General features: G+C 70.6%; 12 protein-coding genes. 5 read left to right on the top strand and 7 right to left on the bottom strand.

All coding sequences use genetic code 11. The features are described from left to right. Positions 1–62: 62 nt before the first annotated feature. From ACFWZU_RS11770 to ACFWZU_RS11750, 5 genes are all read left to right on the top strand, one after another. Positions 63–3,770, top strand: coding sequence for a protein kinase domain-containing protein (locus tag ACFWZU_RS11770; RefSeq protein WP_439701701.1), 3,708 nt, complete (start codon positions 63–65; stop codon positions 3,768–3,770). Then, complete coding sequence (locus ACFWZU_RS11765; RefSeq protein WP_439701700.1) at positions 3,767–4,081, top strand: hypothetical protein; 315 nt, start codon at positions 3,767–3,769, stop codon at positions 4,079–4,081. The genes ACFWZU_RS11770 and ACFWZU_RS11765 overlap by 4 nt, the downstream gene beginning before the upstream one ends. 225 nt (positions 4,082–4,306) lie before the next feature. Further along, positions 4,307–6,289 (top strand): ShlB/FhaC/HecB family hemolysin secretion/activation protein, encoded by a 1,983-nt coding sequence (locus tag ACFWZU_RS11760; protein ID WP_439701699.1) that lies wholly within the window; start codon positions 4,307–4,309, stop codon positions 6,287–6,289. A gap of 12 nt (positions 6,290–6,301) precedes the next feature. Beyond that, a complete protein-coding gene (locus tag ACFWZU_RS11755) occupies positions 6,302–15,865 on the top strand; it encodes a two-partner secretion domain-containing protein (protein WP_439701698.1) in 9,564 nt (3,187 codons plus the stop codon). Continuing rightward, positions 15,858–16,952 carry a hypothetical protein gene (locus ACFWZU_RS11750; protein ID WP_439701697.1) on the top strand — a complete coding sequence of 365 codons (1,095 nt, stop codon included), beginning with the start codon at positions 15,858–15,860 and terminating at the stop codon, positions 16,950–16,952. The genes ACFWZU_RS11755 and ACFWZU_RS11750 overlap by 8 nt, the downstream gene beginning before the upstream one ends. Before the next feature lie 463 nt (positions 16,953–17,415). Here the strand turns inward: ACFWZU_RS11750 and tssA are convergent, their stop codons facing one another. From tssA to ACFWZU_RS11715, 7 genes are all read right to left on the bottom strand, one after another. Then, positions 17,416–18,444 (bottom strand): type VI secretion system protein TssA, encoded by a 1,029-nt coding sequence (gene tssA, locus ACFWZU_RS11745; protein ID WP_439701782.1) that lies wholly within the window; start codon positions 18,442–18,444, stop codon positions 17,416–17,418. A gap of 150 nt (positions 18,445–18,594) precedes the next feature. Next, entirely contained in the window at positions 18,595–20,691 is a 2,097-nt protein-coding gene (locus tag ACFWZU_RS11740; RefSeq protein ID WP_439701696.1) for an FUSC family protein, read from the bottom strand. 124 nt (positions 20,692–20,815) lie between these two features. Continuing rightward, positions 20,816–21,379: an elongation factor P-like protein EfpL gene (efpL, locus tag ACFWZU_RS11735; RefSeq protein WP_439701695.1), complete on the bottom strand. Its 564-nt coding sequence runs from the start codon at positions 21,377–21,379 to the stop codon at positions 20,816–20,818. A gap of 89 nt (positions 21,380–21,468) precedes the next feature. Further along, on the bottom strand, positions 21,469–22,236 hold the full coding sequence (locus ACFWZU_RS11730) for an SDR family NAD(P)-dependent oxidoreductase (RefSeq protein WP_439701694.1): 768 nt from the start codon (positions 22,234–22,236) through the stop codon (positions 21,469–21,471). A gap of 113 nt (positions 22,237–22,349) precedes the next feature. Next, positions 22,350–23,075 carry a UDP-2,3-diacylglucosamine diphosphatase gene (lpxH, locus tag ACFWZU_RS11725; protein ID WP_439701693.1) on the bottom strand — a complete coding sequence of 242 codons (726 nt, stop codon included), beginning with the start codon at positions 23,073–23,075 and terminating at the stop codon, positions 22,350–22,352. Continuing rightward, a complete protein-coding gene (locus ACFWZU_RS11720) occupies positions 23,075–23,767 on the bottom strand; it encodes a peptidylprolyl isomerase (protein ID WP_439701692.1) in 693 nt (230 codons plus the stop codon). The genes lpxH and ACFWZU_RS11720 overlap by 1 nt, the downstream gene beginning before the upstream one ends. Positions 23,768–24,024: 257 nt before the next feature. After that, the gene (locus ACFWZU_RS11715) at positions 24,025–25,539 is read right to left on the bottom strand and encodes a Ppx/GppA phosphatase family protein (protein ID WP_439701691.1); all 1,515 of its coding nucleotides are present in this window, start codon (positions 25,537–25,539) and stop codon (positions 24,025–24,027) included. Positions 25,540–25,543 lie beyond the last annotated feature (4 nt).

Here is a 25,543-nt window from a genome sequence, read left to right as displayed (position 1 = left end):
CGCATCCGGCCGCCATCGCACCGGTTGCCTTGTGCAGCCGCCGCACCGACCAAGAGCTTTGCATGAACACGCTTGCCGAACTGATCGCCGCCTTCCGCAACGGCCACCTGCCGCTTCCCGTGCTGCTCGATGCGCTCGGTCGCCGCGGCGTGGTGCCGGAGGATCGCCACCACGACGAGCTCGCGCTGGTCCGCCGCCTGCACGACGAGGGTGAGCTGGATGCCGAGATCGGCCGCGTGCTGCTGGAGCGATTGACGGCCGCGCAGACCGCGGTCGAGGAAGCGTCGATGGTCAATGACGCCACCGTGGTGGCACCGGCCGGGATGGCGCTCGTGGAAGGCGATGCCACCGTGGTGGTGCCGGCACCCGTCGCGCGGGCCGCGTTCGAGGACGTCGGCGACGCGACCGTGGTCATGCCGGCCTCGCGTCCGCCCGCGCCGCCTGCACCCGTCGGCGAGGCAACCGTGGTCATGCCCGCCTCGCACGGACGCGCGGCCGACGAGGCGCAGTCGACCGGCATCCAGTCCGGCACGGGCACGGGCACCCACTCAGGCAATAGCGCCAGTTGGGAGCGCCTGGCCGGCGCCGAGGGCGGCGACCACGCGCATGTCGGCATGCTGCTGAAGGGTCGCTTCCTGCTCGAGCGCGAGATCGGCCGCGGCGGCATGGGCGTGGTGTTCCTGGCACGCGATGAACGCAAGGTCGAGGCCCGCGACCGCGACCCGTACGTCGCGGTGAAAGTGCTGAACGACGAGTTCCGCCGCCATCCCGACTCGCTGATCGCGCTGCAACGCGAATCGCGCCGCTCGCAGTCCCTGGCGCATGACAACATCGTGCGCGTCTACGACTTCGACAAGGACGGCACCATCGTCTTCATGACGATGGAGTACGTCGACGGCTCGGACATGAAGGCGCTGATCCGCGAGCGCGCCTACAACGGCATGCCACTGGCCAGGGCGCGCCCGCTGATCGAGGGCATGGCCTGGGCACTCAAGCGCGCGCACGCCGCCGGCGTGGTGCACTCGGACTTCAAGCCCGGCAACGTGATGGTCACGCGCGACGGCGTGCCGAAGGTATTCGACTTCGGCATCGCGCGCGCCGGCCAGCACATGGGCGAGGCGGTCGGCGAACAGACCGTGTTCGACGCCGGCACGCTGGGCGCGCTGACACCTGCCTACGCCAGCCTGGAGATGATCCAGGGCGGCGAGCCGACGCCGAGCGACGACATCTATGCGCTCGGTTGCGTCACCTTCGAGCTGCTCACCGGCAAGCACCCGTTCGACAAGGTGAGCGCCGAGGTGGCCATGCGCGAGGGGCGCAAGCCGCCGGCGGTGCCGGGGCTGACCCGGCGCCAGTACAAGGCGCTGTGCGACGCGGTCGCGTTCCGCGGCGAGGATCGCCTGCGCACCGCGCAGGAATTCGTCGAGGGCCTGCGCGACGTCGGCCTGCGCGAGCGCATCGGCCCGTACCTCGCGTGGGGCGCCGGCGCACTGGTCGTGCTGGTGGCCGGAGGCTGGGGCGGCACGTACTACCTGCACCAGCGCAAGGTGGCGCAGGTGATCGCCCGCTTCGGGCCGCAGGACGCGCATCGCTACGCCGACGAGGCGCAGGCGATGGCCGCGCTCGATACCCTCGGCGACGAGGAGCGCAAGCGGCTGGTGCTCGACCAGGGCGACCTCATCCAGCGTTTCCTGCTGGCCCGCCTGGACGCTTACTGGAATCCCGCGCAGGGGCGCTACGACTACACCCACGCGCAGCAACTGTTTGCGCTGCGCGACCAGCTCAAGCTTTATTCGCCGGAACTGGACATCCGCCGCAGCGCGATGGACCAGCAGAAGAACGAACTGCTCAACAGCCTGGATACCCAGCTTTCCCGGCGCATCGAGGCCGGCGCGATCTTCGCCGACCAGCCGGACAACGCAATCGAGACGCTGCAGAAGATCCGCGCAATCGACCCGACCAGCAGCCTGCTCAAGAACGCCGAGCTGGAACTCAAATACGACATTGCCATCGGCGACGCGCTGGCCCAGCACCACGGCGACCAGGCCGCTGCGCACCTGAAACAGGCGCTCGCGCTGTTCCCCGATTCGGCACGTCTGCAGCGGCGTCAGGCGCAGCTCGACGCGATGGCTTCCGGCGCCGCCGTGGCGGCCGCCCCGACCACCGCGGCCGCCACCAGCCTGCCCGAGGCGCGCGCTGCGCTGGCCGTGCTGATCGCCCATCCGCAAGCGAGCGCCGACTGGCAACGCCAGGTCGCCGCCGCGATGGCGCCGCTCAAGGGCGACGCCTCGCCGCAGACCCGCGCGCTGGTCGACCAGCTGGCGACTGCCATTGCCACCATCGCCGACCAGCAGACCGACGCGCTGCACCTGCCGCAGGATCAGGCGCTGGTCGACTTCGGCCTGACCGTCGCGCCGCAGTCGGCCGCGCTCAAGACCGAGCACGATCGCCTGGCCGCGCTGGACAAGCAGCAGCAGGACCGCCTGGCGCAGGAGAGTGCCGTAGCCGAAGTCACCGCGCGCATCGAGTCGGTCAAGCGTGCCGCCGCGGCGGGCGACACCGCCAAGGCGCAGGAATCGCTCGCGCGTATCCGCACGCTGGCGCCGCAGCACCCCTTCCTGGCCAGCGAAGGCCCGCAACTGCTCGCCGACGCCTACCTCGGGCAGGCTCGCGAGGCGTTCCGCAAGGGCCGCTACCAGGCCGCCGCCGACGTGCTCACGCGCGCCACCGGCCTGCTCGGCCAGCGCGCCGACCTGGCCAAGGCCAGCGCCCGCTACGGCCTGGCGGCCGACCTGGTGAAGGCGCGCGGGCAGGCGGTGTCCGCGCCCGAGCTCGACCGCATGCGCCACCAGCTGGCGCAGGTACGCCACGCGGACGCCGACGCGCTGGCCGCGCTCGAGGCGGACATGAAGCTGCGCGGACAGCTCGGCGAAGGCTCCCTGGCCGCGCTGCTGGATTCGCTCAAGCCCGCCAGCAGCACGCCGTCGACGCCCGTTTCGCCCACCGCTGCGCCGACGCCCGCCGAGGGCAATGTGGCGCCCCCGGCCGCCGGCCGTACACCGGCCACAGGGCAGCCTGCGGCCACCGCGGCAGCGAAGGGCAGTCCGGCGGTGATCCGCCCTGCGCCGGCCACGGCGACCGCAGGGCCCTCGTCGGACCCTTGCGCCGCGCCCGACCTGGTCGGTGCGGGCCGCGCCTGCTTCGACAGCATCGACGGCAAGCGCGGCCCTGCGCTGGTGGTGGTGCGTGCCGGCGGCAAGACGCTGGCGATGACCCGCTCGGAAATCACCATCAACGAGTACAACCGCTATTGCGCGGCCACCGGCAAGTGCAGCGCCATCGCGTTGGACGACCGTTCCGCGGGCAGCCTGCCGGTGAGCAACATCAGCCTGGCCCAGGCGCGCGCTTACGCGGCGTGGCTCGGCAGCGCCAGCGGCCACGTCTATCGTCTGCCGACCGACGCCGAGTGGCTGGCGGCCGCGCGCGCCGGGGGGGGCTGGAAGCAGGCGCCGGACAGCAACTGCATTCCGCCCACCGCCGGGGCCGACGACGGCAGCGGCGCGCCGATCGCCGCCCGCGGTCGCAGCCCCAACCCGTGGGGTCTGGTCAACCTGACCGGGAACGTCTGGGAATGGGTGGACGATGGCGCCGCCGTGCGGGGCGGCAGCTACAGCAGCTACTGGTCCGACTGCACCGTCGACAGCCGGCGCCCCGACGGCGGCGTTGCGCAGAAGGACGTCGGCCTTCGCCTGGTGAGGGAGGTGCCATGAACGATCGCGAACGCATCGTCAACCGCGACCTGAGCCTCCTCGACGAGGCCCATTACGGCGGACGCATCGCCCGCGCCGAGTACCGCGCGCGCCGGCGCAACGTGCTGTCCGCGCTGCGCGACAGCCACGGCGTCACCGCCCGCAACGTGCTGGTGCAGCCGGGCCGCCCCGCGGCCAACGCGCCCGGCGACGAAATGCTGCCGGCCCTGATGGGCGCAGGCGCACGCTCGAGCCGGATGTTGCTGGTGGTCTTTGCCGCCGGGGCGCTGGTGTGCGCCGTGCTGCTCGGCCTGCTGTTTTTCGCTGCCTGAAACGTGAACGTCCGATGAGCAAAACGTGAACGAAACTGCCCGCTGATGGGCGTTTTTGTTGACGTAGTTCGCACTACAGGGTGAGGGCGCGCGTTTGCGCGGCCACCAACGGCCGGGCCCCAAGCCCGGCCGTTGGCGCTGATGCGATGCCGGCAACCGGCGCCGCGCCAAGGAACCGGTCATCAAGAGGGGAATGTCGTGCGGATTGCTTGCCTCGCAGCAGCGGTGGCCCTGGCCCTGGCGGGCGGGGACGCCTGGGCCCAGGCGTCGCCACCGGCACCGTCCGAGTCCGGCGCGCCGGCGCAGGACATCCTGGTCAGCGGCGTGCCGACCGAGGGGCCGCAGGCCGCTCAGGTCCAAGCGCTGATCCAGGCCGAATACCAGCAGGCGCTCGCTACCGCGGGCGCTGCCTCGCTGGATGCGGGGCAGCTGCAGGCCGCGGCCGTGCTGATCACCACCCGGCTGCACGAGGCCGGCTACCCCGACGCCCACGCCTACCTGCCGGGGCAGGTGCTGGCGGTACACCTGGGTGCCGGCGCGACGCCTGCCGCGACCGTGGCGCAGGCCCTCGCCACGCCAGCGGCGCCGGTGCCCGACGCCGCACCTGCCGCCGCGGTACCGCCGCTGCGCGAGCGCGTGGCCGCCGAAGCGCAGGAACAGACCCTGGCCGTGCATGGCTTCCGCGTGCAGGGCGTGGGTGACCATCCCGAGGACGGCATCACCCCGGCGACCGTGCAGGCGATGGCCGACGAGCAGTTCGCCACGCTTTCCGGCGGTTCGGGCAAGCCGGTCCAGGCCAACTTCAGCCAGCTGCAGCAGGTCGCCGACCGCATCACCGACCGCTATCGCAAGGCCGGCTACATCGTGGCCACCGCCTTCGTGCCCGCGCAGGACGTGGGCAGCGACGGCATCGTGCGGCTGGGGGTGCTCGAGGGCACGATCGGCAAGGTTGTGGTCAAGGGCACCTCGCGCTACCGGCCGGGGGTGATCGCCGCGCCGGCCGAGAAGCTCAAGGGGCAGCCGCTGCGCAAGCAGGACATCGACTCGGCGCTGCTGTACGCGCGCGACCTGCCAGGCGTGACGGTTTCCTCCACCTTCCAGCCCGGCGCCAAGACCGGCCAGACCGACCTCGTCATGGTGGCGCACGAGGCCAAGAGCCCGTTCACCTTCACCGTGGGCGGCAACAACTACGGCACCGAACTGACCGGCCGCTACCGCGCGCAGGCCGGCGCCGCCTGGAACAGCCCGCTCGGCATCGGTGACCAGCTGACCGCCAACGTCGACTACGCGCTGGACCCGCACAGCAACGTCTATTACGCGCTGTCCTACCGCGCCCCCACCGTGGTGGTACCGGGCCTGGGCGGTGTGATCGGCGCCACCCGCAGCGAACTGCAGATCAACAGCGGTGCCTTCGCCGATCTCAAGGTGCGCGGCCCGACCTCCTCGACCTTCGCCGGCGCCGACTGGAAGTTCGTCAACACCGACGACGTCTCGATGCAGAGCTCGCTGCGTTACATCCGGGAGAAATCCCAGCTCGGTGCGCTCGGCGTGAAGCTCTCGGACGAGCGCTTCGACGTGGCCGAGCTGGGCTTCGGCCTGCAGCGCACCGACCAGCGCCTGCGCGGCCTGGACGTGGTGCAGGGCAGCCTGCGCAAATCGGTACGCGACGACTCGCTGGAACCGGACCTGGTCAGCCCCGACCACGACAGCAACTTCCTGTTGGCGCGGCTCTCCTACACCCGCCTGCAGTTCCTGACCCGTTCGCAGCGGCTGTACTTCAAGCTGGGCGGCCAGTACACGCGCGATGCGTTGCCACCGCTGGAGCAGTTCGTGATCGGTGGCCCCGACAGCGTCCGCGCCTACCCCATTGCCGACGCGCTCACCGACCGCGGCTGGTACACCTCGCTGGAGTACCACATCGACGCGCCAGGCCTGGGCGATCGCGTCTCGCCCTTCTACGACCGCCCCTGGCGCGAGTTGCTGGAAGTGGAGGTGTTCTACGACTTCGGTCGCGGCTACGCCTCGAACCATCGCGACGGCAACAACCCGATCGAGACGCTCGAGGGTGTCGGCGCGGGCCTGATCTTCCGCATTCCGCGCTTCCACCATTTCGAATTCCGCCTCGACGCCTCGGTGCCGACCGGCAGCCGCGACGCTTCGGACAAGCGCGGCTACCACGTCTATTCGCGCTTCGGCTTCACCTTCTGACGGACCCATCCCATGCACACCACCCGCGCGACCTCCCGCAAGGACTCCCTCGCCAGCCTGCGCCGCAAGGCACTGCCGCTGAGCCTGTCGCTGCTGCTGTGCGGTGCGCTCGCCAGCGCACCGGCCCAGGCCGGCGGTGGCGTGGGACGAACCACCACGCCGACCGGCGGCACCATCGTCGGCGGCAGCGGCAGCATCCTGCAGGATGGCGCCAACGTGGTGATCAACCAGACCAGCGACAAGCTGGTTCTGAACTGGCAGAGCTTCAACCTGGGACAGGACGCCCTGGTGCGCTTCAATCAGCCGGGCAGCTCGGCGGTCGCGCTCAACCGCATCCTCGACCAGAACCCGAGCCAGATCTTCGGCCAGATCAGCTCCAACGGGCAGGTGTTCCTGATCAACATCCACGGCATCATCTTCGGCAGCACCGCGCAGGTGAACGTCGGTGGGCTGGTCGCCAGCACGCTGGACCTCACGCCGACCGACTTCCTCTCGAACCACTTCAACCTCAACGCGGTCGGCGGCGGCGCGGGCATCGTCAACCACGGCACGATCGCGGCGGCCAGCGGTGGTTCGATCAGCCTGATTGGCGGCAGCGTAGCCAACGATGGCGTGATCCTGGCCAACTACGGCCGGATCAACCTCGACGGCGCCGAACACGCCGTGCTGGACTTCGACGGCAACGGGCTGATCAACGTCCAGATCACCGGCGAACTCAAGCAGCGCCTGGATGCCAAAGCTGCGGTCAGCAACGCCGGCACGCTGCAGGCCGACGGCGGCACGGTCGTGATGGAGGCTTCGGCCGCGCGCGACCTCTTCACCAGCCTGGTCAACAACTCGGGCGTCATCGATGCCGGCGCGATCAGCCACGACGGTGGCGTGGTGCGCCTGGTCGCACGCGGCGGCGACACCGTCAACAGCGGCAGCATCGATGCGACGGGTGCGCACGGCGGCAACGTACAGCTGCTGTCCGACCGCAACGTGGGCGTGACCGGGGGCAGCATCGACGCCTCCGGTACTTACGGTGGCGGCGCCATCCGTGTCGGTGGCGGCTGGCAGGGCGGCGAAGGGCTGCAGACGGCCAATGCCGTCTACGTGGACGGCGATGCCACGCTCAAGGCCGACGCCACGCGCAACGGCGATGGCGGCTCGGTGGTGGTCTGGGGCAACCAGGTCAACAACTTCTACGGCAGCATCAGCGCGCGCGGCGGCGCCAACGGTGGTGACGGCGGCCGCGTGGAGACCTCGTCGCACGAGGGACTGAACGCACAGGGCCACGTCGACGCTTCGGCCGCGCACGGCAACATGGGCAGCTGGCTGCTCGATCCCTACAACATCACCATCAGCAGCGGCACGGACAGCAAGGTGTCCGGCGGCCCCGTCTACACCCCCAGCGGCAACCCCTCGGTGGTCAATGCCGGGGAGATCGGCGCCGCCCTGACCGGCGGTACCAGCGTCTACGTGTTCACCAACACCGCCGGCGGGTCGCAGAACGGGGACATCACGGTGAATGCCCCGATTACCGCGAGCGGGGCGGGTCAGCTCTACCTGCAGGCCTTCGGCAGCATCTTCGTCAACGACGACATCACCGCGGCGGCCGGGCAGTCGCTGGACGTGCATCTGTGGGCCAACTACGCCGGCACCGCCGGCGCCAGCACCTACACCAAGGGCTCGTGCACCACCTCCTGCGTGGTGAGCATCGGCGATACCGGCGCCGCGACGATCGATACCCATGGCGGGCTGGTCGACATCCTGGCCTCGGGCGCGGTGAAGATCGGCAACAGCACCAACACCGCGGTGGTCAACGCCGCCACGCTCAACATCGGTAGCGCCACCAGCAAGGTCGCCTCGATCAAGGAGGGCAGCAACGGCAGCATCGTGGCCACCACGGTGACCGCGCGCGCCACCAGCGGCATCACGCTGACCAACAGCGCCAACGCGATCGGCACGGCCAACCTCTACGGCGGCACCACCCAGATCACCGACAGCACCAACCTGGTGCTGGGGACGGTGGCCACCGGCAGCCTGACCGCGACCACCAGCGGCACGCTGGGCTTCGGCGGCGGCACCGTCAGCGGCAACCTCACCGCGACCAGCAATGGCGACATCGGCCAGACCGGCGCGCTCACGGTCACCGGCACGTCGAACTTCAGCGCGGGTACCGGCGTGATCACGCTGACCCAGGCCAACAACGACTTCCAGGACGCGGTCAGCCTCAGCGGCGGCGCTGCGCAGATCAACGACAAGAACGCCCTGACGCTGGACCAGGTGAGCACGGACGACCTGCTCGCCACCAGCACCGGCGCGCTGAACCTGGGAACCGGCACGGTCGGCGGCAACCTCACCGCAACCAGCAACAACGGCGCGATCACCCAGGCCAGCGGTGGGTTGGCGGTAACCGGCACCAGCACGATCCATGCAGGCACCGGCGCCATCACGCTTGGCGACGCGGCGAACGATTTCACCGGCCTGGTGACGCTCACCGGCGGCGCCACGCAGATCACCAGCAGCGGTGCCCTGTCGCTGGGCACGCTTGCCACCGGCAACCTCACCGTCGACAGCGGCGACGTGCTGACGTTCGCCGGCGGCACCGTCACGGGCAGCCTCGATGCCACGAGCGCGGGCAACCTGAGCCAGACCGGCGCGTTCGACGTGACCGGCACCTCCAGCTTCACTTCCAGCGGCGGCGGCACCGTCACGCTGACCGATACGGGCAATGCCTTTGGCGGGGCGGTCAGCCTGACCGGCGGCGCCACGCAGATCACCAGCGGTGGCGCGCTGTCGCTCGGCACGCTTGCCACCGGCAGCCTGACGGCTACCAGCACCGGCGCGCTCGACCTGGGCCAGGGCACGGTGGGTGGCGCGCTCGTGGCCACCAGCAACGGCGGCGCGATCACCCAGGACGGCGCGCTCGCGATCGGCGGTGCCAGCACCCTCGACGCTGGCAGCGCGGCGATCACGCTGGCCGACGCAGCCAACGTCTTCACCGGCGCGGTGAGCGCTACCGGTGGCGACGTCTCGCTGCAGTCGTCGGGCGACCTCACCGTGGCCGCGCTGACCAGCGGTACGGACGCATCGGTGAGCCTGATCGCGGGCGGCTCGCTGTTTTTGCCCACGGCGGCGATCGATACCGGCCTGGGTAACCTGACCCTGGCCGCCAGCGGCGGCAGCCTCGGCATCAACGGCAACCTGAGCGGCGCGAACGTGTCGCTGGCCAGCCGCGATGGCCTGAACCTCGCCTACGACGTCACCGCAAGCGGCACGCTCGGCCTGGACAGCAGCAGCGGCGTGATCACCCAGACCGCCGGCACCCTCACCGCCGGCGGCATCAGCGCGATCACCGCCGCCGGCGACATCACGCTGACCGGTGCCGCCAACGACTTCCAGGATGCCGTGAGCCTGAACGGCGGCAGCGTGCAGATCACTGACGCCAACGCCTTGGTGCTGGGGACGCTCGCCACCGGCGACCTGACCACGAACAGCGTGGGCAGCCTGACCCTTGGCACCGGCACGGTCGGCGGCAACCTCGTCGCCACCAGCGGTGGAGCGATCGACCAGGCCAGCGGCGGCCTTGCGGTCACCGGCACCAGCAACCTCGACGCCGGCGCCAACGCGATCACGCTCACCGACACCGGCAACGATTTTGCCGGCGCGGTGAACCTCACCGGCGGCGCTGTCGCCATCACCGACAGCAACGCGCTGACCCTGGGCACCCTCGCCACCGGCGCGCTGTCCGCCACCAGTACCGGCGCGCTCGACCTCGGCCAGGGCACGATCGGCGGCAACCTCTCGGCCACCAGCCATGGCGGCGCCATCAGCCAGGCCGGCGCCCTCACCATCAGCGGCACCAGCGGCATCGACGCCGGCGGCGGCACCATCACGCTCGACAACAGCGCCAACAGTTTCGCCGGCGCGGTGAGTCTGGCCGGTGGCGATACGCGGATCACCAACAGCGGCAGCCTGGCGCTGGGCACCCTGGACACCGGCAACCTGACGGTAGTGAGTGCGGGCGCGCTGAGCTTTGCCGGCGGCAGCGTCGGCGGCAACCTCGACGCCACCAGCGTGGGCGACATCAGCCAGGGTGGTGCGCTGGCCGTCACCGGCACGTCGAGCTTCGACGCCGGCACCGGCGTGATCACGCTCACCCAGGCCAACAACGACTTCGGCGGTGCGGTCAGCCTGGCCGGCGGCACCACGCAGATCGTGGACCGCAACGCGCTGGTGCTGGGTACGCTGGCCGCCGGCAACCTGACCGCCACCAGCCATGGCAACCTCGATCTCGGTACCGGCAGCCTCTCCGGCAACCTGGTCGCCACCAGCAACGGCGGCGCGATCAGCCAGGCCGCCGGCGGGCTCGCGATCAGCGGCAACGCCACGGTCAACGCCGGCAGCGGCGCGATCACCCTCAACGATGCGGCCAACGATTTCGGCGGCACGGTGAACCTCGCCGGCGGCGCCACGCGCATCACCGATGCCAATGCCCTGTCGCTGGGCACGCTGTCGACCGCGAACCTGACCGCGATCAGCCACGGCGCGCTGAACCTCGGCAGCGGCACCGTCGCCGGCAACCTTGCCGCGACCAGCAACGATGGCGCGATCAGCCAGTCGGGCGGCCTGACCGTCAACGGCACCAGCGCCATCAACGCGGGTAACGCCGGCATTTCGCTCGCCGGCCCGGGCAACCATTTCGTCGGCGCGGTCAGCCTGTCCAACAGCGGCGCCAACAACGTCGCCGTGGACAACGGCACCCACGCGCTGCTGCTGGGCAGCTCGACCGTCGGCACCGGCACGCTGTCGCTGGCGGGCAACGGCATCGGCCAGGTGGGTGGCATCACCCAGGCGGCCGGCGGCGGGGCAGTGACCCTGACCGCCGGCAGTGGCGCGCTGGTGCTGGGCAACGCCGGCAACGACTTCACCGGCACGGTGGATGCACAGGGCGCGTCCGTCTCGCTGAGTACCCTGGGCGACCTGCACATCGTTGGCATGAGCGTCGCCACCAACGGCTCGCTCAGCCTGGTTGCCGGCGGCGCACTGGACCTGGCCTCGTTCGGTGCGATCGACACCGGCACCGGTGACCTCACGCTGAGCGCGGGCGATGGCCTCGCTACCAGCGCCGACCTGCGCGGCCACGACGTATCGCTGGCCGGCGGCGCGGGCCTGACGCTCAACGGCAATGTCACGGCGAGCGGCACCCTCTACCTGGGCAGCACCAACGCGGCGGTCAGCCAGACCGCGGGCGTGCTCTCCGCCGCCGGCACTACCACCGTCGACGCGGGCACCGGCACCATCACGCTCACCAGCGCCGGCAACGATTTCCAGGGTGCGGTCAGCCTGACCGGCGGCGCCACCCGGATCGTCGACGCCAACGCACTGACCCTGGGCACGCTCGCGACCGGCGACCTCACCGCCACCAGCACGGGCAACCTCGGCCTCGGCAAGGGCACCGTGGCCGGCACGCTGCTGGCAACCAGCAACGGCGGCGCGATCGGCCAGGCCAGCGGCGGGCTGACCGTGACCGGCGCCAGCACGCTCAACGCCGGCAGCGGCGCGATCACCCTGGCGGACGGCAACAACAACTTCGCCGGCACGGTGAACCTGACCGGTGGCGCGGTCAGGATCACCGACCGGAACGCGCTGTCGCTCGGCACCCTCGCCACCGCGTCGCTGGCCGCGACCAGCACGGGCGCGCTCGACCTGGGCGCCGGCAACATCAACGGCAACCTCGTCGCCAGCAGCAACGGCGGTGCGATCACCCAGGATGGTGCGCTCGCGGTGAGCGGCGCCAGCAGCATCGACGCGGGCAGCGGTGCCATCACGCTGGCCAACGCTGCCAACGATTTCACCGGCGCGGTCAGCCTCGCCGGCGGCGCCACCCAGCTGGTCGATGCCAACGCGCTGACCCTGGGCACACTGGACACGGGCGTCCTTGGCGTGACCAGCACCGGCGCGCTCAACCTGGGCAGTGGGACCGTCGCCGGCAATCTCTCGGCGGCCAGCAACGGTGGCGCGATCAGCCAGTCGGGTGCGCTGACGGTGACCGGTACCAGCGCGCTCGACGCGGCCACGGGCTCGATCACGCTCGCGAATGCCGGCAACGATTTCCAGGGCAGCGTGGGTCTTGCCGGCGCCGGCCTGTCCGTGCGCGACGCCAACGACCTGACCATCGGCACGCTGGCTGCCGCGGCCAACACCGACGTCAGCCTGGTCGCGGGCGGGTCGCTGATCCTGCCGGTGTCGGGAATCGACACCGGCACGGGCAATCTCGTGCTCGCCGCCAATGGCGGCACGCTGGCTACCCAGGGCACGCTCAGCGGCGCCGACGTCTCGCTCAGCGGTCGCGACGGTCTGACGCTGGCGCACGACGTGAACGCGACCGGCACGTTGACCCTGGTCAGCACCGGCGGCGACATCACGCAGACCGCCGGCGTGCTCACTGCCGCTACGCTGACCGGCAATGCACTGGGCAACGTTACGCTCGGCTCGGCCAACGCAATCGCCGCGCTCGGCAGCTTCAGCGCCGACGGCTTCCTGCTGCGCACCGCGGGCGGCCTGACCGTCAACGGTGCGGTGGCGGGCGGCGCCGGCGGCGTGGATATCGGCAGTGGCGGCCTGTTGAAGGTCGCCGCCGGCATCAGTGGTCACGCCATCGCGCTGCAGGGCGCCGGCATCAGCCAGACCGCCGGCAGCATCAACGCCGGCACCGGCCAGGTCGAGCTCACCTCCAGCGCGGGCATCACCCAGACCGGCGGCTCGATCACCGCCGGTACGTTGACCGGCAGCGCCACGGCCGATGCCAGCCTCGCCGGCGCCAACCATCTCGTCAGCCTGGGCAGTTTCGACGCGGCCAACCTGTCGCTGACCAACGCACAGGACCTGGTGCTGGCGGGCCCGGTCACGACCAGCGGCGCCACCGCGCTGACGATCGGCGGTGACCTGGCGATCAACGGCACGCTCCATGCCGCCACCGTTTCGCTCGACGTGGATGGCGCGGTCAGCGAGGGCGCCAGCGGCAATCTCGTCACCGGCACGCTGAGCGGCCAGGCGGGCGGCAACGTCACCCTGACCCGCGGCAACCACGTCGGCACGCTGGGCAACTTCGCCGCCGCCAGCTTCGCGCTGACCAACGCGCAGGCGCTTACCGTCAACGGCAGCCTCGGCGTGGGCACGGGCAGCATCGCGCTGACCACCACCGCCGGCGCGCTGAACATGAACTCGGCGCTCAGCGGCGGCAGCATCGCGCTGGACTCGGCGGCCAACCTGGTGCTGGGCAAGGCGATCAACGCCACCACGCTGAGCCTGAAGTCCGCCGGCTCGATCAGCCAGACCGCCACCGGCCTGATCACCGCCGGCACGCTGAGCGGGCAGTCCGCCGGGGCGACCACGCTCAACCAGGCCAACGCCATCTCGACGCTGGGCAACTTCAGCGCGGACGGCTTCGGCCTCACCAGCACCCGCGCACTGACGGCCGCCGGCACGGTCGACGGTGGCGCCAGCACCGCGCTCGCCGCGGGCGGCAACCTGCGCATCGACGGCACCGTCAAGGGCGACGCCACCTACCTTTCGGCCGGCGGCACCATCACCGAGGGCGCCAGCGGGAACATCGTCGCCGACGCGCTCACCGGCAAGGCCAGCGGCACCGCCACGCTCGGTGGCGCCAACCACATCGGCACGCTGGGCAACTTCCAGGCGGCCGGCTTCAGCCTGCACGATGCACAAAACCTGCGCGTCTCCGGCACGGTCGATGGCGGCGCGAGCACCACGCTCGATACTGCCGGCAACCTGGCGATCAGCGGCACGGTCAAGGGCACCAGCACGCGCCTGAACGTGACCGGCGCGCTGAGCGAAAGCGGCAGCGGCCGCATCGTCGCCGACGCGCTGGCCGGGCACGTCACCGGCAGCGCCATCCTCACGGGCAACAACGCGGTGGCAAGCCTGGGCAACCTCGACGCGGCCGGGCTCAGCTTCACCAACGCCCAGGCGCTGACCATCGCCGGCACCGTCGATGGCGGAGCCAGCACGACGCTGACCACCAAGGCCGGCGGCCTCACCGTCAACGGCACGCTGGCCGGCACCAGCACCTCGCTCGACATCGCCGGTGGCATCGAGCAGTCCAGCCAGGGCCGCATCACCGCGGGCACGCTGACCGGCCAGGCCGGCGGTGACGTCGCGCTGGACGGCGACAACCGCATCGATACCCTGGGCAGCTTCAGCGCGTATGACTTCGCGTTGAGCAACGGCAAGGCACTGGGGGTGAACGGGCCGTTGACCGCCAGCGGCGGCGGCATCGCGCTGGCTACCACCGCGGGCAAGCTGTCGGTCAACACGGCGTTGAACGGCGACACCATCGCGCTCGATTCGGCCGGCGATCTGGCCCTGGCGCAGGCCGTCCACGGCGGTGCGGTGACTCTCGTGTCCGGCGGCAAGATCAGCCAGACCGCCGACGGCATCATCACCGCCGACCGCCTGAGCGGCCATTCGGCGGGCAGCACGACGCTCGACCAGGCCAACGCGATCGGCGCGCTCGACGGCTTCAGCGCCAGCGGACTGACGGTCACCACCAAGCGGGCCCTCACCGTCACCGGCACGGTCGACGGCGGCGGCAGCACCACCCTGACCACCGGCGGCAGCCTGGCGATCAACGGCTCGCTGACCGGCGACACCACCACGCTGGCGGTCAGCGGCAACATCAGCGAAGGCAGCGCCGGCAGCATCACCACGCATATGCTGACCGGCCACGCGACCGGCGCCGTCGCGCTCACCGGCGCCAACCGCCTCGATACCCTGGGCCAGTTCACCGCCGCCGGCTTCGCGTTGAGCAACGGCCCGTCGCTTACCGTGACCGGCCCGCTCGACGGCGGCGCGAGCGTCAGTCTGACCACCACCCGCGGCGACCTGCTGATCAACGGCCAGGTCAGCGGCAAGGCGACCACGCTGGTCTCCTCCGGCGCGATCACCGAGGGGCAGGGCGGCAGCATCGTCGCGGACACCCTCTCCGGCCGGGCCGGCGGTTACACCCAGCTCGGCACGGCGAACAGCCCGCTGGCCAACTACATCGGCACGCTGGGTGGCTTCTCCTCGACGGCAAGCTTCAGCCTGACCAACGCGCAGACGCTGACGCTGGCCTCGGTCGACGGCAGCGCCTACACCGTCGATGCAGGCACCTCGTCGCTGTACCTCGGGGTGACCGGCGGCGACTTGCTGCAGGTCGGCAAGACCTGGCTGTACGACGGCGAGGGCACGTTCGCCTCGACCGGTCGCATCGGCACGTCCGACGCGCCGATCTACGTCACCGGTACCGGGCCGCAGGCCGTCGCGCTGGTCGGCATCCCGCCGGCCTATTTCTACGCGGTGAACGCCAGCGGCAACCTGCTGCCGCTGACCGGCGGCGACAGCGTCAACGTGCCGACCTCGCTGTTCACCAGCCGCGCGCAGAACGCGAACAACCATACGGACGTCTATATCGACCCGAGCGTGATCTCGGCCGACTACCGCTCGTACGGCATCGTGCCCTCCGGCATCCTGCTGCCTGCCGACCAGCAGGCCTGCGACCCGGAAGTGGAGGAGTGCGATGAGTAAGGCGCTCCGCCTGCGCCAGGCGGCCGGGCTCGGGCTGCTCTTCGCCCTGGCCGCGCCGGCCTGGGCGCAGCTTCCGCCGCGGTTGACGCCCGGGGGCGTGGCCGACCAGCTCGATGCCGCGCGGCAGCGCCTGGCCGGCCAGCCGGGGGCCGCGGCGACGGCGGAGCAGCTGCAGGCGCTCGCGCAAAACCTGCGTGGCGCGTTGGGCAAACAGCTCGCACAGCCGCTGACCGCGCTGGACGATCGCGCGCGCGGCCAGGTCTTGCGCGCGCACGCCGCCGCACAACTGGCCGTGGACTTTGCCGACAACGCCGGCGGCTGTCGCGAGGGCGAGCTCGCCGCCATGGCGCAGGCGCTTGCGCTCTCGGTTCGCCGACTCGCGCAGGCGCCGGCCGAGGGCAAGCCGATGCAGGCGACCATCGACCGGGTGGAAACCGCGGACCATGCCGCAGTGTTCGCGCTGCGCATGGTGGACAAGCCGGTCACGCTGGCGCTGGTGGGCAGCGAACTCCACGACCCGCAGTGCCCGGACCCGCAGTTGAGCGCCACTGACGCCAGCGGCACGCCGCTGTCCGTGCAACCGCGTATCACCGGGGTGCTGCCCACGCGCATCGAGTTCGAGTGGCCAGCGACCGCCTCGCTCGTGCCAGGCAGTTACGTGCTGCACGCGCGGCCGCAGCACAAGGCCTTCCTGGTCGGCTGCAGCGCGCAACCGGAGGCGACTGTCGCGGTGCAATTGGTCCCGGCGCCGAGGTTCACCGTGGGCTATGCGCTGGACGCGGTGTGCGGCCGGGCCGCCTCGCGCACGGTGGCGCTGGGCAAGGGCACTTTGCCGCCGCTGAGTGGTTACGGTGCGACCGTGGCGCAGGCTATCGATACGTCGGCTTGCGCCGATCCGGTCGCCTACCGGATCTCCGCCACGGTCGCCTATGCCGACGGCGCCAGCGCAACGGCCGGTCCGTTCGAGCAGAGCGCGGACGCCAATGCCACCGTGGGGCTTCCGGGTGGCCTGTCGTTGAGTTGGGATCCGGCGGTGCGTCAGCTGTTCGTGCGTTCGGGTGCGCCGATGTGCAAGGGCGTGCGCTGACCTTCAGCTCCCTCTCGCCACCGGGGAGAGGGCTGGGGTGAGGCGGGGCTTGCGGGAATGCTTCCCGCATGGGGATTTCGTTTGCTGCTCTTGCATGGCGCCCCCGCGAACAGGCTCGCCTGCCGCGGGCTTCCGAGCGCCTGCCGGCGCTCGGGTCACTTTTCTTGCTGCCCCAATGAAAAGCAACCAAAAGAAACGGCCTGGCTAGGCCCGGTGTGGCTAGAAAGCCTAGTGCCTCGGCGCCTTGCTTGGTGAGCCTCGCGCTCTTAGAGGCGCTGCCGCGGCTTTACCGCGGGCGCTCGGGAACTGAGGCAAGAGGATTTACGGGGGTGTGCGCGAGCACCGTGCTCTGCTCCCTCTCCCCGCCGGGGAGAGGGTTGGGGTGAGGGGCCGGGCTCGCGGGAGTGCCTGCAAACGCCAGATGCCTGGGGTGGCGCCACGCCACCGCGCGGCGCTACGCCAGTTATTCCTCGCTCGGGCCCGAGATCACTTCCATCTCGCTGACGCCGCCGGGCGCCAGGTCCTTGAGCAGGTCGAGGAAGTTCTTGCCGACCAGGCGCTGGGCGCGCCGCAGCAGCAGCGGGACCGGGCTGGAGGGTTCGCAGCGCGCGTAGTAGTCGCAGATCTCGTCGATCCTGCGCAGGACGTCCTGCGGCGTTTCGATGCGTCCCGGCACGCTGGCGCGCGTACCCGGGCCGGACGGCTCGCCACCCTCGGCGCCGGCTTCGCCTTCACCGGCGATGTCGGGGTTGCGCCGGGCTGCCTGCGACTCGACGAATTTCTTCAATTCGTAACTGTCGGTCAGCAGGGGCTTGAGGTCGGGACCGGCGGTGCCGATGCGGTCGTTGAAAATCCGGTCGATCGCCTTGGCTTCGTCGAGAATGCGTGTCACGGCTTCCAGCGTGGCGGCGAGTTCGTCTTCGGGGCAATCGAGGCAGCAGGCTTCGATTTCCGTCATGCTCGGTAGCGCCGCGTCGCCCGCATCGATTTTCACCGAGCCATTGGCGATGCGCAGGTCGCGCAGGGAAAACCGGCCGAGCCGCGGCGACTGCACGAACGGCGTATTACGGAAATACGCGAGCAGCCCCGTGGGGTTGGCGATCGCCGAGACGGCGTTGACGCGCGCGGTCGGATCGTCGTCGTCCTCGGCGTCCAGTTGCGGGTGCACGCCATCCCAGTGGTCTTCGAGCAGGCCGCGGATCAGCGTCAGGCCGGCGGCCCATCCGGGCATCCCGCCGGTACGCATCCAGGCAGTCGCCAGGTGCGTGGCCACGCGCAGGTCGCGCGAGCGCTGGAGCAGTCCGGTGGCGAGCGAATCGACCTCGTCCCAGTCCGGCTCCTCGGCCGCCTTGACGCTGTCGCCCATGGCGCGCTCGGCGCGCGGGGCGGCCGCGCGTTCGAGCGCCATGAAATCGGGGTCGTATTCGAGATCGCTGCCGGTCGGCGAGTCGCCATCCAGCGGTGCGAGAAAGGCTGCCGGGTCGTAACGCATCATCGTCAGTAAATCCCCTGTGTGCCGCGGGATAATACAACACGGATAATGCGGTACCGACGCCGTGCGGCATCAAAAAATTGCGTGGATAAATCGCCTTTCGATTTACGCAATACCGGCGCTTTAAAATCCGCGCTTAACCGACGCAGGTCAGGGATGCACGTGCCGACCGGCCGACTGCGCAGCCGGTTCCTGCGGGCAACGGCCGACCACGTGGGCCAGCGTGTTGACGTTGTCGACCAGGCGATCGGTAAGGCGGGCGACCTGGTCGGCGCCGGCCTGGTCCTCGGACATCGCCAGCAGGGTGCCGAGGCTTCGTTGGAGCAGGCGAAGGTCGGGCAACTCGAGTACCGGGCGCTGTTCGCGCAGGGCGCCGGCGATGCCGTGGAGCGCAGTGGCCGTGTGGTCGACGAAGGCGCTCACCTCGGCCTGCTCGGGCAGGCTCGCGCAGTGCTGCAGCAGCGCCTCCAGCGTCATCGCGGTGCGTGCCAGGCGATTGCCGTTGGCGAACAGTGCCTGGGCCAGGTCGACGAGCGCCGCCGGCGTGGCCGGTTCGGCGCGCATGCGTTCGAGCGAGGCCAGCGCGTTGGTGCGCGCGGTACGGGCCGCGGTGCGCGTCTCGCGGTGGGTCCCGCGCCGTTGCGGGCGGCCCAGGGCGCGCAGGTAGTCGGCATAGGCGTCGAGCATGTCGGCCAGCGCCGCGCGCGCGCGGCCGTGCTCCCAGGTCGGCCACAGCACGTAGGCAAGGAGCGCCATGCCGCTGGCCAGCGCCGTGTTGATCACGCGGTCGGTCACCGCCACGCCGGGATCGACGCCTTCGAAGGAAAGCAGGACCACGACGGTGCCGGTCAGCGCCGCGACCGCGATGCCGTAGTGCGCGGTGGCCAGGTAGCGGAACGCCATGCACAGCACGCCCATCAGCACCAGGTGCGCCCAGGCTTCGTCGGGAATCACATGCAGCAGCCCGGTGGTCAGCAACAGGCCGAGCACGGTGCCGACCACGCGCAGCAGGCCGAAGTTGAAGGTGGCGGCGAAATCCGGGCGCAACACGATGGCGACGGTCATCGGCAGCCAGTAGCCGTGCGGGAGTTCCAGTGCGCGCGAGAGAGCCAGCGCCAGGCTCAACGCCACTGCCGAGCGCACCGCGTGGCGGAACGCTACCGAGCGGGGCGTCAGGTTCGCCACCAGCATGGCGCGGGCCGAGCTTTGCCGCAGCGAGGCAGGCAGGCGCAGGTCCGCGGCTTCGGCACGCTGTTCGCCGCGGCTGCCCGCCCAGTTCGCGTTGCGTACGGCGGCGGCGAGCTGGCCGGCGAGCGCGTGGACGTGCAGGGCACGCTGCGGATTGGTGTCGGCAGCCTGGCGCTCGATGGTGCGCAGAGCCTTCATGGCCCGTTCGGCCTGGTCCGGCGCGACGCCTTCTTCCAGCGCCTCGGCGATATGGTCGAGCACCCGCGCCACGCGAGCGCGAAAGCGCAGGGGGACGGCGTTGGCGGGCGAGCCGTCAGCCAGTGCGGTCAGTTCGAGGCGGATGCGCTCGGCCAGCTCCAGCATCACGCCGAAGGCCTCCATTGCGCGGCCGCGGGCGTGGAAGCGGCCCAGCAACGTCTGCTGCAGCGTGGTCATTGCGCCGCTGAGGGCAGGCTCGTCCTCGTCATCCTGCGCGCGCTGCCGGGCGACCGCGGCCAGGCCGCGGTAGACCACGGCCAGCGCCTGCCGCTCGGGCCGGTAGCGCTGCAGTGGCCACGCGGCAACCGAGAACACCATCATCAGCAGGCCGCCGGCGAAGATCAGCGCGGCGCTCGCTGCCGCGTGCGCGGGCGTGGTGGGATAGGCGGCGGTGACCACCAGCAGGATCATGCTGGTCATGCCCACGCGGGCCAGGTCGGTGCCGAACACTACCAGCATGCCGCCGCCGAAGCCGACCAGCGCAGTGGCCAGCAGCATCGAGGGCAGGTGCCCGCCGATCAGGAAGCCGGCGAAGGCGGCCAGGCCCGCGGCAAGCGAGGCCAGCAGGAGTTGCCGCACGCGCTGGCGATACGGTCCGGGCTGGTCGGAGAACATCGTGTCGAGCGCACCGGCGGCGATGCCCAGGCCGACTGCGGTGTACCCGGTCGCCATGCCGATCGCCAGCGGCAGCACGACGGCCAGCGTGTTGCGCACGACCACCCGCAGCGGGACGTCCGGACGCTTGGTCCGCGTCAGGCTTTCCAGCACGTTGGCGCGTAGCGAATAGACGCTGGCGGTCATGGGCCGAATCGCTGGGGTGGGGACAGGCGATTCTGCACGAGGCTAGTTGAACCGCCGTATAGGAGGTCGCTTCGCCGGCAGGGGCGCTCCGATCAGGAGGCGCCCCCGCCGGGATCGCCGTCCCTCAGGCGCGCCCGGCGAACTCGCCGGTCAGGGTATTCACCCAGACCTTTTCCTCGTTGGTGATGTACTCGGGCACCTGGATCTCGACGCCGGTATTGAGCCGTGCGGGCTTGGTGCGCTTGGTCGCACTGGCGCCCTTGAGCTCGGGTGCGGTGTCGACCACCGTCAGCACCACGCTGGTCGGCACCTGCAGGCCGACCGGCGCGTCGTCGATCAGCTGCACGTAGTAGCCCTCGGTGTCCTCCACGATATAGCCGGCGTTGTCGCCGACCAGTTCGGGGCCGAGCAGGTACTGGGTGTAGTCCTCGGCATCCATGAACACGAACGCCTCGCCATCCATATAGGAGAAGTTGGCCGCACGGCGGACCAGGTCCATTTCCTTCAGGTCGTCGTCCGCGCGCAGGCTCAGGTCGAACTTGCGCCCGCCGGGGATCGAATACATGGTGAAGCGGAAGGTCACGTTGCCACCGCGCGCGGTGGGCGAGCTGCGCTCGATGTCGCGCACCTGGTAGACGGTGCCGTCGTGCTCGACCACGTTGCCTTTCTTGACGTCGGAAGCTTTCATTGGGCGGGAATCGGGAATGGTGAATAGGGAATCGTAAGAGCAAAGGGGTCGGAGGAAGCGTTTGGCGATTTCCGATTGACCATTTACGGCTATTTGGGCTGCAGCCGCACTGCGCCGTCGAGGCGGATGGTTTCACCGTTGATGTAGCGGTTGCCCAGGATGAACGCGACCGTCTGCGCGAATTCCTCGGGCTTGCCCAGGCGCGAGGGGAACGGGATCGAGGCGCCGAGCGATTCCTGTACCTGCGGCGGCATGCCATCGACCATCGGGGTCCAGAAGATGCCCGGAGCGATGGTCGCCACGCGGATGCCGAAGCGGGCCAGCTCGCGTGCCATCGGCAGCGTCATGCCAACCACGCCGCCCTTGGAGGCGGAATACGCGGCCTGGCCGATCTGGCCTTCGTAGGCGGCCACCGAGGCGGTGTTGATGATCACGCCGCGCTCGCCGTCCTCGCCGGCTTCGTTGGACTGCATCAGTGCCGCACCCGCCTTGGCCACGTTGAAGCTGCCGACCAGGTTGACCATCACGGTGGCCTGGAACTGCGACAGCGCCATCGGACCTTCCTTGCCCAGCACGCGGCCGGCGCCAAGGATGCCGGCGCAGTTCATCACCACGTTGAGTCCGCCCATTGCCTCGCGCGCGGCGGCGACGTTGGCGGTCACGCCTTCCTCGGAGGTGACGTCGGTGCGGTAGAAGCGCGCGGCATCGCCCAGCGCCTGGGCGGCCTGCTGACCCTTCTCCTCGTTGACGTCGAACAGCGCGACCTTCGCGCCTTGCGCGACGAGATGCTGCGCCACCGCGTGGCCGAGTCCAGAGGCGCCGCCGGTGATGACGGCCTTGACCTGATCGAGCTGCATGGGGGGTCCTTATGTAAGGCGGAAAACGGCAATGGTAGCCGAAGCCCTTTGCTCCCTCTCCGTCGGGCGGGGAGAGGGAGTCAGGCGCGCCAGACTCGCGGGAGCCTGGTCGATCAGAGCGGAAGGCCACGCAGCGAGATGCCGCCGGCGTCCACGCGCAGCACCGAACCCTGCTCGTACCAGTCGCCCAGCACGATGCGCTGTGCCGCCTGGCCGTCGAGCGTGAATTCATGGACCGCCGGCCGGTGCGTGTGGCCGTGGATCAGGCGGTTGACGCCGGCGCCGCGCATCGCCTGGGCGACCGCTTCGGCGTTGACGTCCATGATCGACTCCATGGTGGCGCCGGTGTGTGCGCGGCTGTCGGCGCGGGCCTTGGCGGCGAAGGCCCGGCGCGCTTCCAGCGGCATCGCCAGGATGTTGGCCTTCCATTCGCTCGTGCGCACCTGGCGACGCACCGCCTGGTAGGCGACGTCGTCCGTGCAGAGCGTGTCGCCGTGCATAAGCAGGGTGGGGTGGCCGTGCAGGTCGTGCACCACGCCGTCCTCGAGCAGGGTCAGGCCGGCGCGGTCGGCGTAGTCCTGGCCGAGCAGGAAGTCGCGGTTGCCGGGCATGAAGTACACCGGCCGCCCCGACTCACGCACGGCGCGCGTGGCGCGGGCGATGCGGTCGGGCAGTTCCGCGTCGTCATCGTCGCCGATCCAGGCCTCGACCAGGTCCCCCAGGATGTACAGCGCGTCCGCCCGGCGCACCTCGTCGCTGGCCAGGTAGGACTCGAACAGGTCGGTGATGTGCGGGCGGCTTTCGTCCAGGTGCAGGTCGGCGATGAACAGGCTGGCCATCAGCCGCCCTTCTTGCCGGCCGGCTTGGCCACGCTGGCAGCCTTGGCGGGTGCCTTGGCGCTGGCGGCGGAGGCGGGTGCCTCCTCGCCGATCACGCGTACGCTCTGGATGACCGGCAGCGGGTAGGGCACGTCGGCGGCGAACGGACCCTGGCCGCGGGTCGGAAGGCCGGCGATCTTGTCGACCACGTCCATGCCCTCGACCACCCGGCCGAACACCGCGTAGCCCCAGGTGAGCCCGCTCTGGTTGCCGGCGTAGTCCAGGCGACGGTTGTCGACGAGGTTGATGAAGAACTGCGCCGTGCCCGAGTTCGGGTCGGCACCGCGCGCCACCGCCACGGTACCGCGCAGGTTGGACAGGCCGTTGTCCGCTTCGCTGGCGATCGCCGGATGGGTGCGCTTGGGTTGCAGGTCGCGCGTGTACAGGCCGCCCTGCACCAGGTAGCCGTTGATGGCGCGATGGAACACGGTGCCGTCGTAAAAGCCCTCGCGCACGTACTGCAGGAAATTGGCCACGCTCTTGGGCGCCTTGTCCGGGAACAGTTCGAGCGTGATGTCGCCGACGCTGGTGTGCACCAGCACCTTCGGCCCCGGCGCGGGGGGCGTCGCGCTGGTGCTCGCCGGCGGCGGCGCGGCCTGGGCGGCGACGCCCAGGGGCAGGAACAGCAGGAGGGCCAGCAGGAGTCGGGGCATGCGTGCGGAACCTGTGTGGATTGCCTGCGCATGATACGCGGTGGCGTTGCGTGGGCGCGCGCTCCCTCTCCCCTCCGGGGAGAGCGCTGCGGTGAGGGGCGGCTCTTGCGCAGAGACTGGACAGAAGCGCAGCTCCGTCGGAATGTCCCCCCCGGCCCCTCACCTCAATCCTCTCCCCGGAGGGGAGAGGAGGCAAATGCAAAGAGCCGTTTCCATGACCTCAGCTCAATCTCCTCCCTGGAGGTGAGAGGAAGTCATCAGGTGCGCTGGATTTCGAGTGTCAGACCCAGTTCCGCCATCGGCCCCTGTTCCTGCTCCAGGTCCGCCTCGGTCAGCGGATGCTGGTCGAGCCAGCTGGCCGGAATGGCCAGCCGCAGGCGGTGGCTGGTGGCGCTGAGCTTCAGTGGCGGCAGCGACTCGGCGCGGCGTCCGCGGCGGAACAGCACGGAAAGCCGCAGCAGCGCGGTGATGTGCCGGGCCAGCGCGCGGTAGCGCTGCGGCAGTACGGAGATCAGTGCCTTGGCCGGCTTGCGCCGGTGCGCCTCGATCACCGCCGCGAGCAGTTGCTGCTCCTGCCGCGAGAAACCCGCCAGGTCGGCGTGGCGCAGGATGTAGGCGCCGTGGTGATGATGCTGGCTGTGCGCGATGGCCAGTCCGATCTCGTGCACGCGGGCGGCCCAGGAGAGCCACTCGCGCGCCTCGGCGTCCAGCTTCCACGGACGCGCGACCTGGTCGAACAGCCCCAGCGCCGTCTGCTCCACGCGCCGCGCCTGCGCGCGATCGACGCCGTAGCGGCTGGCCAGCGCGTCGATGCTGTCGGTGCGCGGGTCGCGGCCGCCGGCGCGACCGAGCAGGTCCCACAGCAGGCCTTCGCGCATGGAGCTTTCGCACACGCGCATGTGGCCGATGCCCAGTGCTTCGAACGCCGCCTCGAGGATCACCACCGCGCCGGCGAACACCGGCGCGCGTTCTTCGGTGAGGCCGGGCAGGCGCAGCAGGTCCATCTGGCCCTGTTCGAGGATGGCCTCGCGCAATTCGGCGAGGGCCTCCAGGGTGACGCCGTCGTCGGTCAGGCCCATCGCCTGCACCACCGCGTCGACCGCCTTGGCGCTGCCGGAGGAGCCGTAGGCCTCCTGCCAGCCGGCTTCGCGGAAATCCTCGGCGAACTGCTGCAGCAGCACGCCCACTTCGCTGCGCGCGCGCTGCCAGCGCTTGGGCGTAAGCCGGCCGCCGGGAAAGAAGCGCAGCGTGGAGGCGATGCAGCCGGCCTGTACGCTCTCGGTGTGCAGCGGCGCGAGCCCGCGGCCGATGATGAACTCGGTACTGCCGCCGCCCACGTCGATGACCAGCCGCGGCTCGCGCGAGGCGGGCAGGTCATGTGCCACGCCAAGGAAGATGAGCCGACCTTCCTCGCGGCCGGAGACGATCTCCACGGGATGGCCCAGCGCGTCTTCGGCCGCGCCCAGGAAGTTGTGCGGTGACGACAGCCGCCGCACGGTGTTGGTAGCCACCGCGCGCACGTTGGCCGAGGGCAGGCTTTCGATGCGCTGGCCGAAACGCGCCAGGCTCGCCAGTGCGCGGGCGCGGTGGGCGGCATCGAGCGTGCCGTCCGAACGCAGGCCGGCGGCCAGGCGCACGCTGTCGCGCAGGCGGTCGATCACGCGTGGTTCGCCGTGCTCCATGCGCGCCACCACCATGTGGAAGCTGTTCGAACCCAGGTCGACGGCTGCAATCAGCTCGCCATCCTTGATGGGTACGGGCTCGGTGGTCACGCGG

Source organism: Frateuria sp. GZRR33 (assembly GCF_051900425.1).
Taxonomy (GTDB): Bacteria; Pseudomonadota; Gammaproteobacteria; order Xanthomonadales; family Rhodanobacteraceae; genus Frateuria_A.
The sequence above is the reverse complement of the archived record's forward strand: the minus strand, read 5'-3'. Positions and strand labels throughout refer to the sequence as shown.